Source organism: Paenibacillus sp. DCT19 (assembly GCF_003268635.1).
In the GTDB taxonomy this organism is placed as follows: domain Bacteria; phylum Bacillota; class Bacilli; order Paenibacillales; family Paenibacillaceae; genus Paenibacillus.
The window spans coordinates 3,068,572-3,081,644 of the sequence record NZ_CP029639.1; the positions used below are offsets into that span (position 1 = coordinate 3,068,572).

General features: G+C 46.3%; 8 protein-coding genes and 1 pseudogene. 8 read left to right on the forward strand and 1 reads right to left on the reverse strand.

Translation table 11 applies throughout. From position 1 onward, the window contains the following. Positions 1-18 precede the first annotated feature (18 nt). On the forward strand, positions 19-1,785 hold the full coding sequence (locus DMB88_RS13985; protein ID WP_368028346.1) for a sensor histidine kinase: 1,767 nt from the start codon (positions 19-21) through the stop codon (positions 1,783-1,785). Next, positions 1,770-3,404: a response regulator gene (locus tag DMB88_RS13990; RefSeq protein ID WP_128101832.1), complete on the forward strand. Its 1,635-nt coding sequence runs from the start codon at positions 1,770-1,772 to the stop codon at positions 3,402-3,404. Before DMB88_RS13985 ends, DMB88_RS13990 begins: the two co-directional genes overlap by 16 nt. A 160-nt stretch (positions 3,405-3,564) precedes the next feature. Here DMB88_RS13990 and DMB88_RS13995 read toward each other — a convergent pair whose 3' ends face one another. Further along, positions 3,565-4,329, reverse strand: a complete 765-nt coding sequence (locus tag DMB88_RS13995) for a helix-turn-helix domain-containing protein (protein ID WP_128101833.1) — start codon at positions 4,327-4,329, stop codon at positions 3,565-3,567. A gap of 272 nt (positions 4,330-4,601) precedes the next feature. Between DMB88_RS13995 and DMB88_RS14000 the strand changes: the two genes are divergently transcribed. From DMB88_RS14000 to DMB88_RS14025, 6 genes and pseudogenes are all read left to right on the forward strand, one after another. Continuing rightward, positions 4,602-5,963 (forward strand): extracellular solute-binding protein, encoded by a 1,362-nt coding sequence (locus DMB88_RS14000; protein WP_128101834.1) that lies wholly within the window; start codon positions 4,602-4,604, stop codon positions 5,961-5,963. A gap of 109 nt (positions 5,964-6,072) precedes the next feature. After that, positions 6,073-8,970 (forward strand): extracellular solute-binding protein, encoded by a 2,898-nt coding sequence (locus tag DMB88_RS14005; RefSeq protein ID WP_128101835.1) that lies wholly within the window; start codon positions 6,073-6,075, stop codon positions 8,968-8,970. Positions 8,971-8,989: 19 nt separating this feature from the next. After that, positions 8,990-9,946, forward strand: coding sequence for a carbohydrate ABC transporter permease (locus DMB88_RS14010; protein WP_128101836.1), 957 nt, complete (start codon positions 8,990-8,992; stop codon positions 9,944-9,946). A gap of 2 nt (positions 9,947-9,948) precedes the next feature. Next, positions 9,949-10,823, forward strand: a pseudogene (locus DMB88_RS14015) (carbohydrate ABC transporter permease). Positions 10,824-10,838: 15 nt separating this feature from the next. Continuing rightward, a complete protein-coding gene (locus DMB88_RS14020; protein WP_254438566.1) occupies positions 10,839-12,302 on the forward strand; it encodes an NHL repeat-containing protein in 1,464 nt (487 codons plus the stop codon). Continuing rightward, entirely contained in the window at positions 12,286-12,921 is a 636-nt protein-coding gene (locus DMB88_RS14025; RefSeq protein ID WP_128101837.1) for a YIP1 family protein, read from the forward strand. Before DMB88_RS14020 ends, DMB88_RS14025 begins: the two co-directional genes overlap by 17 nt. Positions 12,922-13,073 lie beyond the last annotated feature (152 nt).

Consider the following 13,073-nt stretch of genomic DNA (forward strand, 5'->3'; position numbering starts at 1 on the left):
CAACCTGCAAGTCAGGAGGTGAACGCGTTGTTGAAGATACCTGCTAAATCGTGGCATAACAGTATTTTTGCACGATTAATTATGACGTATCTGATCTTTGTACTGCCGCTGATTTTTCTAGGCGTGTATTTGTACCACTGGAGCTACGATACAGCAAGCGAGGAAATTTCCCTGTCTACGGATAGGCGATTGAGTCAATATGCAACAGAGTTGAACAGGGAGATTGAGTGGATGGAATTGCAACAGTTTGATATCGCAGAGGATCGTAAACTGAATCGTCTTGCGATTCTGTGGGAGATGATGGAGCAAGTCGACAGACGTGAAATATTAGGTTACTTGACTGAACGTCTGGCTGCTTTCAAAAACAGCAGTTCGTTTATTAAGAACGTTTATGTACATATCCCAATAGTCAACATGAGCATTTCAGCTACACAAGGCATTGATGAATTAGATCAGGACTCATTTGATTTTTTTCGTTCGACATTACAAGGGGAGGACTCTCGATTCACTGTAAAAGATGATACCTTGAACCTAAGTGCCGTGCGGTTAACTGGAAAACGAGATGAGCTACCTCTATTCGTAATCCAGGTCGAGTTGGATACGTCGCAATTGCAGCAAGAATTATCAGAGCTTAATCTCTACCCAGAGAGTGCCACGCTGTTAATGGAGAATAGAACAGGGCACGCCATCATGGATCAGCATCAGCGAAACGTCATTCTTGCCAGTTACCGTGAGTACAGTCAGAAGAATCTGCAGGGTCACTTTCGCATGAAAGTGGACGGCATTATGTACCATGTGAATCAGCTTCACATCGATAAGTTGGGGTTGTCCGTGGCTACGTATCTGCCTGAGAAAATCGTAACCAAACCTCTTAGCAGATTCAATCAGTGGGCCTGGATTTTTGCAATTACATCCTTTATTGCCATTGCAGCTTTTCTGTACTCCAGCTATAGGTTGATACACATCCCCTTGCTGTTATTGGTCAAGAGGTTCAAGAAAATGGAGGGAGGTGTGCTCAATATTCCGATCATTCACCATCGCACAGATGAATTCGGATTTTTGTACGGCCGCTTCAACCACATGATTGAAAATCTACAACAGCTCATTGACCGTGATTTCAAAAAAACAATGATGATGCAGCGTGCTGAATTGAAGCAGCTCCAGTCCCAGATTAATCCTCACTTTCTATACAATAGCTTCTTCATTCTGAACTCACTTGCCAGAACAGGAGAAACAGAGCGAATTGAGCAGTTTACGAATATGCTTGGTGAATACTTTCGCTTCATCACCCGGAACGGAACTGATTATGTACCATTAAAAGAAGAGGTGGAGCATTCCCGAATATATACCGATATTCAGCAATTGCGCTTCTCTAGACGAATTAAGGTAGAGTTTGGAGAAGTGCCATCTGGCATGGAACATATCCAGGTACCCAGACTGATTATCCAACCAATTATTGAGAACGCTTACGAGCATAGTCTTGAGAAAAATACAAGTATGGGGCTCTTACGCGTTCAGTTTCATATGGAAGCTACGTATGCCGAGATCATCGTGGAGGACAATGGCAGTGAGTTGCAACATAAAGATATCATGCTGCTTCAAGCACGAATTCGCAATAAGGCCGGTGTGGATGAAGTGACCGGATTAACGAATATTCACAGACGTCTGGTTCTGACGTATGGGGAAGGAAGAGGTCTTTTTCTATCCCGCAGCGAGTTGCAGGGCTTGAAAGTTACAATTCGAATCCAATGGGAAGAGGGGAAGAAGGAATGTATCGACTTCTGATTGTGGATGATGAGGAGATCATTACAGACAGTCTGTATGAAACATTTTCTAGACATATGCCAGATCAACTTGACGTATGCAAAGCCTACTCCGCCATGGAAGCATTGAACTGGATGCGGCGAACTAGAATGGATATGGTACTTACGGACATTCGTATGCCAGGCATGAGCGGGCTGGAACTCACAGAAGAAATTCAGACTCAGTGGCCGCAATGTCGCATTATTTTTCTTACAGGACACAGCGATTTTGATTATGCGTACAGAGCGCTACAAATGCCGAATGTGCGTTATTTACTCAAAACGGAAGGATACGACAAGGTGTTAACTATGGTTGAACAGGTGATGGAAGAGATCAGGCAGAGTCACCACATGCTCGAAGTGCTGGAACAGTCGCGTGAAATCCAATTTCGGCTGGACGCGTTCCAACAGGAACAGTATGTACGCCAATTGCTCCAGGACTGTAACTCTGCTCCAATCTCTCGATCTGAAATGTCTGAGATGCAAACTGAACTGACTAAGAGAAACATCGAATTGCAGGCGGATGCCCCTGTACATCTGGTGCTTGGTCGATTCAACACACCGCTAGATGCTGGAATAGACCTTAGACAGGTTCAGGATTCCATCCGTATTATTGGCTCTTCATTATTGAGTGAACAATCAACGCTAGTGACCGCTGCGGATCATTATGGTGATGTCATCTGGCTACTCCAGCCGAAAAGAGAGAAGAGTTACGAACACAACCAGTTTACTAGCTATATTGAGGGTACGTTGGAGCTTGTACAGGCAGCTTGCCTTGCTTCTCTTGACATGTCCATCGCGTTTACATTAAGTGGGCGCGCATGCGCTTGGTCACAGATTCCAAGACAATATGAACGGCTAAGATTGCTGCAGTGGATGAAGGTTGGCGATGGGGTATCGATGGTGTTGACCGATAATTACGAAGGTTTCGCTGCTGGGGCTGTGAAAGACCCGGTTCGAATCTCAAGCCGTATAGACGTCATGTCAGGATATTTGGAAACCGGACGATTTCAATCCTTTTATGACATATTTGAAGAGCTTGTGGGTGAACTAATGCTGCAAGAAATGACGATGGAACGAGCGATGGAGACCTACTATCATCTAGCGCTGATGTTATACTCAACGTGCAATCGGTGGGGGCTTCAACAGGATACTACTGATCAGCGAAGCTTGCTGCAACTCGGCGATTATGCTTGCATGAAAGATGCAGTGCAATCTCTATATCGCACTGCGGACGAATTGGTTCATTTCAAGAGATCAACTGAGGAGGAACGCACAAACCTGGTAATCCAGACGTTAGGCCGTTATATCAAGGACAATTTAGAGAAGGACCTCTCGCTTGTGAGATTGGCAGAGTTGAATCATTTTAACCCATCCTATCTGTCCAGACTTTTCAAACAGGAGATGGGGATCAACTTGTCAGAGTACATCGACGACTGCCGCATCCGTAAAGCGAAGGAGTTATTGCATAACATGGATCTTATGGTACGTGAGGTGGCGCTACAGGTTGGTTATGAATCAGCGCATTCCTTTACCCGCCTCTTCAAGAAGCTGACGGGCATGACACCCCAGGAATTCCGTGAATCACTGTTGGTGCGCTAGATGTGATAATGAGTAACAGCTATACCAATGATTAATCATGATAAGCGGGATATAGAATACCTACGAGTCGCTGGCTGAAAAGAAAACCGGTGTCTCGTAGGTAGAGGAATGCCAATTTATTTACTTCAATTATGTGCATATAGATCCTGATAATCCATGCCTAAGCGGTGTGGATTTTTTGTCGTCGATACGCATTGGGGCTTGATCCCGTACAAGCCTTGAACTTTTTGTAAAACCAGTCGATATCCTTATAGCCTACACCAACAGCAATTTCGTATATTCGCAGATCCGTGGATAGGAGAAGCTGTTTCGCTTTTTCCATCCGCTGCTGCAGCATGTAGTCATTGAAGGACATCTTCTCTTCAAGCTTAAATTTCTGTCCGAGATACGCACAGTTAAAATGCAGCATATCCGATATTTTTTTTAGTGTGATCTCATCACCCAGATGATCTCTTACATACGCTTTGACAATTCGAATCACATGACTAGAGTCCATCGCCTTACCATTAATTTGAATAGGTGGTGTGAGGGCTGCTGTTTTCTTCGTAGATGACGGTTCCAGCTTCGTGCGTAGTTCATGCAGACTACTAAGCAGAGCGGAGGGACTGACAGGAGAAGGCAAGTAATCATTCACCTGATATGTTAACGCCTTGCGTACAAGCTTGAAGTGATCCCTTCCACCCATGAGCAGGATAGGGATTTCGCTTATTTTGCGAATGTAATGACATAGCCACAGTCCAGCGGTATCACACTGCTCTGTATGTATGACAACGACAGTAAAGTCCTGTTTAGATATAGCGGTCAAAGCAGCTGCTGAGTCAAAGACGTAATCCGCAATCTTATAGTCTGATTTGTTGTGTTGTAACAGGTGTTGAAGCTCTCTGCACAAACGACGACTATAATCCACAAGTAATATGTTGTACATAAAGCAAGACCTCACCTTCTCCTGAATTTTCAACCGATAGTTCCACTGAAATAAGGCGTACTTTCATTATGAGAACAAAAGAAAGCGCATACAATGTCCATATTTTTGCAGATGGTGCATTTCTTTACCATTTGAAGGTGTAACGCTTCGTTATTGGCTAGAAAGTCAGGTGTTCTATAGTTCATCGGGGTAAATACCTGCATTTTGGCAGGTTGTTTGCGCTTTCATATGAGCGATACACTTTGAGAGCAAACGACATTAGGGGGAAGAGGATGAGAAAAAACAAGTTTATGTTATTGAGTTTGGTATGTGCACTGATGTTATTGATTGCAGCATGTAGTTCCGCACCTACAGCTCAGCCCGAGCCGGAAACACCAGCACCGCAAGAGCAAGAGGAGCAAGCAACGACCGAAACAGAGGCAAAAAATGAATTGTCCACACCAGAGATGGATTTTGATATGGGAGGAAGAACGATCAAAGTGGTTGCCTGGTGGGATATGGAAATTACAGATAGCAACCCGGACAATATTCAGCGAATGGAGAATCTGGAAGCATTGAAGAAAAAGCATAACTTTGAGATCGAATACGTCTCGATTGATTTTGGAGAATACCAGGAGAAAGTGGTCGCTTCTCTGATGGCGGGTGAACCGCTGGGTGATCTGGTGAGGTTAGGCAAAAACTATGCGATTCCAGCGTTGACCAAACAAGATCTGTTGTGGCCGGTGGATGATTACATCAAAAACGACAAGGTATTCAATCAGAAAACGACCAAGGAATATATGCAATACGAAGGAAAGGGTTATGGATTTACGGAAGATAAGTCTTCGTTCATCAATGGAATATTCTATAACCGTACATTAATGCAGGAGCTCGGCTTGAAGCCGCTACAGGAATATGTCGATGCTGACGAGTGGAACTGGGATACGTTCATTAGTGTTGCGAAGCAGGCGAATCAAGACCGCAATAACGACGGTAAGCTGGATACGTGGGGGTTAGCACAGACGGGTCTGCTTGAACCGATCCTCTACTCGAACGAAGCGTCTTTGACAAAAGAGGATAAACAGAACCTGGAAGATCCGAAAACCAAAGAAGCATTGAACTTCCTGTCTAAGCTTGCGACAGAGAAGGTTGGCAGAGCGACGGAAGGCGGCGATTGGACGGAGCCAGCTACGTTTTTCCGTCAAGGCAATACGTTGATGTATTCCGGTGCGATGTACGAGGTTAGTGGCATTATGACAGACATGCAGGATTACGACATCGGCTTTGTGCCATTTCCGAAAGGGCCGAGCGCTTCAGCATATCATTCCGGTGAATCACGTTACCAAGCACTAACGATTCCTAAAGCGGTGGAGAATCCCGAGCAATTAATGTATATCTGGGAAAAAATCAATGAAATTGATTCGGTCTATGATTATCCAGAACAATCTTCGTTAGAAACTAATCTGGCAGATGAAGCCGACATCAACAATGCCAGAACGGTAGCAGAGGGCATGTTAGTGCTTGATCATAATACGTTCCCTTCCCTGCCTTTCTGGGATTTCGACGCTGAGCTGAAGGAAGGCGTATCGGTATCGACCCTGATCGAGAAATACAAAGCACCATTTCAAGCTGCAATTGATGAGGTATACCAATAAACTACACTATTAAAATCCCAGGTAGATCGCCTCTAGGACGCGGTCTGCCTGGATTAGCTCATCATGTCGTTGTTGCTTACGCATACAGGAAAGGGGGATACATTCGAACATGCGGTCACGAAAGAAAAAGGCACTGATCCTTGTGCTCGTTGTGGCTCTGGTGTTCTCCATATGGACCTTATATCCATCGCGGGATCGGAGTCCGGGAATAGTGCATGCGCTTGAGGATTATGAGGCGATATCGGGTACCGAGGATTCAGGCAGCTATGAATATTACCTGACTACCCATTCGAATGCAGCCAAACCTTTACAAACCGTGCGAATTGAAGGCGAAGCTTATGCCCAGACCGATGGTGACGGGTTTGAGGTCGTGCAGGGTTATGCCGGATTGGATGGGAGTGCTGTAATTACGCCGGAAACGGGAAGTATTCGGTGGGATGTTCCTGTGCAGGTGAGTGGGCTGTACCACCTTCGTATTCACTATTATCCCGTTACAGGCAAAAGTTCAGGCATAGAACGGAGACTGGAGCTGAACGGGGAGGTTCCGTTCCGGGGAGCAGACGTCCTTTTATTCGACAGAGTATGGGGCAATCGTGAAGATAGCATTCGCAGGGACGATCGCGGCAATGACCTCAGACCAAGACAAGTCGAACAGCCTGAATGGCAGCTTGCTGCGTTCAAAGATAGTGCAGGCTACTTCGAGGAACCATTTCAGTTTTATTTGGAAAAAGGAAACCAACAGTTATCGCTCACCTCGCTGAGAGAGAGTATGGCGATTGATTACATTGAGTTGTACCAGGAAGAGGACATTCCTTCCTATGCAGACGTAGAGAAGGTCTATGCCTCGCGCGGTCTGACAGAAGCAAGCTCATTGATGCTGAAGGTCCAAGGAGAACAGGCCGTGAGTAAGTCATCCCCTACGCTTGCACCAATATCGGATCGTTCGAGCCCTTCGCTGGAGCCCTACGACGTATCCAAAATTCGAGTCAATGCCATTGGCGGCATCAATTGGAAGTTGCCTGGCGAATGGATCGAGTGGGAGGTCGAGGTGCCTGAAGATGGGCTATACCAGATCGCGTTAAAGGTGAAGCAGGATCAACTGCGCGGTGTCTATGCCACCCGTAGTCTGACCATTAACGGCCAAGTTCCATTTAAGGAGATGAAGCGTCTTCGATTTAACTACAGTCCAGCCTGGCAAACTCAGGTATTGGGAAGTAGTGATGAGAAGCCCTATCTGTTCCATCTCGAAAAAGGCACGCATCGACTGCGAATGACGGTAACACTTGGGGATATTGCGCCGCTCCTTCGTACTGTGGAATCCAGTGTGCTTGAACTGAATGAGATGTACCGCAAAATATTGATGATTACCTCCAAAACACCTGATCCGCTAAGGGATTATCAATTGGAACGCCGCATCCCAGAGATGACAGAGGTCTTTGAGCGGCAGGCGAATACACTTCGTTCTGTAGCAGATTATCTGGAACAGGCAACAGGAGAGCAGAGCGACAAAGTTGCTATCTTGCATGCGATGGTCGTTCAGCTAGAGGATATGGCGGCTAGACCGGAGACGATACCCAAACGTCTGGATACGTTCAAAATTAATGTAGGTGGACTCGGCACGTGGATTTTGTCAGTCCGAGAACAACCAATTACATTGGATTACTTGGTTGTGTCTTCGCCAGATGAGACATTGCCAGAAGCAGAAGCGACCGTATTTCAGCAAGTGAAGCACGAGATGGGTGCTTACGTCGCATCCTACACGGAGGATTACGACAGTATCGGTAATGTGGAACAGAAGAAGGACTCCATTACCGTATGGATTACGACCGGACGAGATCAGGCTCAAGTGTTAAAAGGATTGATTGACGATTCATTTACACCAGATACCGATGTCTCCGTACAATTGCGTCTTGTGCCGCCTAACATCTTGCTACCTGCGACACTTGCTGGCGAAGGACCTGATGTGGCTATGCAGATGGGTGAAGATATTCCCGTAAACTATGCGATGCGGAATGCGGCAGCCGATCTGAGCACGTTCTCCGACTTTGAAGAAATTGCTGATCGGTTCCGTGCAAGTGGATTAACGCCTTACCGATACAACGATGGCGTCTATGCACTTCCGGAGCAGCAGCAATTTCCAATGTTATTTTACCGAAAAGATGTTCTCCGTGAGCTGGAGTTAGAACCGCCCAAAACGTGGCAGGACGTGTACAACGCGATCGCTGTATTACAGAAGCATAACATGGAGTTTTATCTGCCTATTGAGGATACGCTGAATAACGCCAATCTGGTGCCGAATGCAACCTTTGCTATGCTCCTGTATCAGAATGATGGCACCTTCTATGCCGAGGATCAGAAGAAGAGTGCGCTGGATTCGGAAATTTCGATGGATGCGTTCAAGCGTTGGACGCAATTTTATACCAATTACAAATTCCCGCTGAAAGCTGATTTTCCGAACCGCTTCCGTACTGGAGAGATGCCAATTGGTATTGCTGATTACACCACGTATAACATGTTGACGGTCATGGCGCCGGAGATACGTAACCTTTGGGACTTCACAATTGTTCCGGGTACAGAGCTTCCGGATGGTTCGATTCGACATGAAGTAGCTAGCTCGACCAGTGCCGTGATGATGCTTGAAAATGCCAACAACAAAGAAGCCGCATGGAAGTTTATGAAATGGTGGACGGATGAGCAGACACAGATTGAATACGGCAGAGAAATGGAAGGTCTGATGGGCGCGGCTGCTCGTTATCCAACAGCCAATATGGAGGCTCTGGAGCAATTACCTTGGCCTGTGAAGGATTATCAAAACCTGGAGAAGCAATGGGAGTGGGTACAGGGCATTCCGCAAGTTCCGGGAGGATATTTTACCGGTCGACATCTAGATAATGCCTTCCGTAAGGTTGTTAACGCCAATGAGAATCCACGTGAAGCCTTGTCCGATTATGTATTGTATATCGATGATGAGATTGAATTGAAACGTAAGGAATTTAATCTGAAATAGAGGAAAGGGAGGGTAACGGTTGCAAGCCAAAACAACCAAGACAGCCGCCGCTCCTGCCATCCAAGCGCGCCACGTCGGCTGGTGGACCCTGCTTAAACGGGATCTATATCTCAGCAGGCACTATTATATTTTGATGGCACCGTTCATGTTGATCTTTTTTATGTTTACGGTCATTCCGGTCGGTATTTCGCTCGGCTTAAGCTTTTTTCACTTCAATATGTTGGAGTTGCCGCGATTTATCGGTTGGCAGAATTACTCACGCCTTTTCTTAAATGACGACGTATTTCTGATCGCACTCAAAAACACGCTGCTTTTTGCTGTTATCACGGGTCCAGTTAGTTATATTGCATGCTTTTTATTTGCCTGGATCATTAATGAGCTGTCACCCAAAATTCGGGCAGTGATGACGCTGGTATTCTATGCACCTTCGATATCGGGCAATGTCTTCTTCATCTGGCTGATTATCTTCTCTGGTGACAGTTATGGGTATATGAACGGATTTTTGATGCGGCTTGGCATCATACTGGAGCCGGTTCAATGGCTGTCTAATGAGAAATACGTGTTAGCCATCGTCATCATTGTACAGCTGTGGCTTAGTCTAGGTACTAGCTTTCTAGCCTTTATTGCAGGGCTTCAGACCATCGATCGTTCTCTAGTAGAAGCTGGCACTGTGGACGGTATTAAGAACCGGTGGCAGGAACTCTGGTTTATTACATTGCCTTCGATGAGACCACAGTTAATGTTTGGGGCAGTCATGCAGATTACCGCTTCGTTCGCAGTAGCAGAGATCTCCATTGCATTAGCAGGTTTCCCAAGTGTGAACTATGCTGCGCATACCGTTGTCACTCATTTGATGGACTTTGGTACGATTCGCTTCGAGATGGGATACGCCTCGGCAATCGCTACCGTCTTGTTTGCACTGATGCTGGGGACGAACGTTCTAACGCAAAAAATGCTGAGAAAGATAGGTGAATGACAATGACCAGCAAGGTACGGGCTGCCTTTGGTATGCCAAAGAAACTCAATCGGTCATTTACCGTCAGCTTGATGTTATTCGCACTGCTTGCTCTGTTCGGGTCATTTATGGTACTTCCGCTCATCTATGCCGTGAACAATGCCTTCAAGCCACTGGATGAGTTATTTATTTTCCCACCTCGCTTCTGGGTGAATAATCCGACAACGGAGAACTTTGCAGATCTAATTAATCTTATGGGCAACTCATGGGTACCGTTATCCAGGTACATTGCTAATACACTGCTTATTACGCTGGTCGGAACTGCAGGGCATATCCTTCTGGCTTCTGCAGCAGCTTATCCGCTAGCCAAATATCGTTTTCCTGGCTCCAAAGTGTTGTTCACCATCGTCATCTTGTCACTGATGTTCTCACCACATGTCACTGCAATTCCCAACTACATGGTGATGTCATGGCTTGGCTGGATTAACACACACACGTCCATTATTGTGCCTTCACTTGCATTCTCACTGGGATTGTTCCTGATGAAACAGTTCATGGAGCAGATTCCCGATGCGTTGCTCGAGGCAGCCAAAATCGACGGAGCCAATGAATATCGAATTTTCTGGAGCATCGTAATGCCCAATGTGAAGCCTGCTTGGCTTACACTTATGATTTTGCAGTTTCCTGCACTATGGGGAACCGATGGCGGAAGCTTCATTTATAGTGAGAATCTCAAAACGCTTCATTATGCACTCAGTCAGATTGTTCAAGGGGGATTGCGAGGGCAGGGGTCGGTGCTGCTGTCGCCCTGCTGCTCATGATTGTACCGATCACCTTGTTCATCATCTCCCAGAGCAGTGTTATGCAGACGATGGCCACTTCTGGCATGAAGGACTAGAAAGGAGGCAGCTAGGTGCAAGCAAGCACAAGGAAGAAACGAAAATGGATCATCATAGGCATGGTCTGCCTCCTGCTGTTCGGGCATGGGGCACCTCTAGTCAACGCAGACGGAACGTCAGACGCATATCATTATTCCTATTGGGGCGAAGCGGTTCCTGCTCCAGCCGCATATGAAGCAACGGCAATCATTACGGGCAGGAAGCTGAACACGGATGCGTTCAAAGAACCGAGCGACCTGCATGTTACAGCCGATCAGCGGGTCTTCCTGCTGGATTCGGGCAACGGACGGATCATTGAGATGGATCGTAACTTCAAGCTCGTTAGGGTGATCGATTCATTTGAACGGGAAGGGCAGACAGACCATTTTAATAACCCTCAAGGGCTATACGTCACGGATAAAGGGCATTTGCTAGTGGCGGATTCAGATAATCAACGTGTGATACATCTAGATGAACAGGGGCAACTGGTCAAAATTGTAGCTGAACCGCAATCAGATCTGTTACGAGCAGACTTTCAATTTAAGCCTATACGGGTTGTCATGGACAAAGGGGAACGCATTTACGTCATGGCTGAAGGTGTCTTTGACGGATTCATGGAGTTTAACGCAGATGGCACGTTCTCCTCATTTATCGGAGCTAATCGGGTTCAGGTTGACCCGGTAGAGTATCTGTGGAAACGATTTGCAACTCGTGAGCAGCGGAGTCAGATGGTCATGTTCACGCCAACCGAGTTCACGAATCTGGATATGGATGAAGAGGGATTCATCTATGCTACAAGTGGAGATCGTGGCAAGGATCCAATTAAGAAGCTGAATGCCCAAGGAACGGATATCTTGCGCAGAGAAGGCTACCAGCCACCTCAAGGAGATATGATGTACACCACTGAGACAGGGCCATCGCGACTGATTGATGTTGACGTGGGGGACAGTGACATGTACTCCGTGCTAGATGCGAATACAGGGCGAGTCTTCACCTACAATGGTGACGGTTATCTGCTCCATATTTTTGGTGGCATTGGTAATCGTCAAGGACAATTTAATACACCTGTTGCACTTGAGCGTGCTGGGGAGAGGATCCTTGTACTGGACAAAGCACTTGGTGAAATCACTGTCTTTCAAACGACCGAGTATGGGCGTACATTACACGATGCGGTGCGCAGTTATTATAACGGTGACGAAGATCATTCGTCGTTGCTGTTTGCCAAAGCTGCCGAGATGAACGCCAATCTGGAATATGCCTATGCCGGCATCGGCAAAGCTCTGCTTCGCCAGAAGGAATATGCAGATTCTGCACAATACTTCAAGCGTAGCATGGAGCGTCTTGGTTATTCCAAAGCGTTTCTGTTGTTCCGCAAAGAGCTGATGCGTGAGCATTTCTCATGGATGATGTCCGGACTATTCCTAGCGGTAGGTTCGCTTGTCACCGTCATGATTGTTCGTAGGCAGAAAAGGAGGACAACGAATGCTGGCGTCAAGTAAGCAATTATACCAATATCCGCTGCATCTCATTTTTCATCCGTTTGACGGGTATTGGGAACTGAAATATGAGCGGAATCAGAAAATGACACTGCTGATTGCAGGTGTGATCATGCTGCTTTTGATTATGACTAAGATTTTGCATGCACAGTACAGTGGTTTTCTAATCAATTTTAACAATCCGAAACGTCTAAACAGTCTGCTTGAAATGGTATATGTCATCGTTCCAGTGCTGTTCTGGTGCGTTGCGAACTGGTCCTTAACGACACTGATGGATGGGGAAGGCAAGTTCTCCGAAATTTTTATGTCTACATGCTTCGCCTTGGTACCATTGTTGTTGATTCACTTTCCATGGATCTGGCTGAGTCTTGTCATCTCTGTACAGGAAACCGCTTTTTATTATTTCTCTAATGCAATTGCTATTGTCTGGACGGTGTACCTGTTATTCGTGGGCAATATGACGGTTCACCAGTATACGCCAGCCAAAACGATACTCACCATGTTCCTAACACTTGTAGCTATGGCATTCATGGCATTTTTGTGCCTGTTATTCTTCAGTCTCGTACAGCAGATCGTATCTTTTGCAGTGACTATCTATCAGGAATTAGTACTTCGGGGCTAAGGGAGGGGAACATGCAATGAAATACGCCGTAGTCAAAAAAATAACTGGAATGCTGCTCATAAGCAGCCTGCTTCTCAGCGGTTGTCAGTTCTCTCCCTCACCATTAACCCAAGTGAGTGCGAATGCCGTTGATCAGGCTGATCTACCTTCCC

Coding starts and splice junctions, on each gene's coding strand:
- DMB88_RS14000 (WP_128101834.1), top strand. CDS start 4,602: ATGAGAAAAAACAAGTTTATGTTATTGAGTTTGGTATGTGCACTGATG.
- DMB88_RS13995 (WP_128101833.1), bottom strand. CDS start 4,329: ATGTACAACATATTACTTGTGGATTATAGTCGTCGTTTGTGCAGAGAG.
- DMB88_RS13990 (WP_128101832.1), top strand. CDS start 1,770: ATGTATCGACTTCTGATTGTGGATGATGAGGAGATCATTACAGACAGT.
- DMB88_RS14025 (WP_128101837.1), top strand. CDS start 12,286: ATGCTGGCGTCAAGTAAGCAATTATACCAATATCCGCTGCATCTCATT.
- DMB88_RS14005 (WP_128101835.1), top strand. CDS start 6,073: ATGCGGTCACGAAAGAAAAAGGCACTGATCCTTGTGCTCGTTGTGGCT.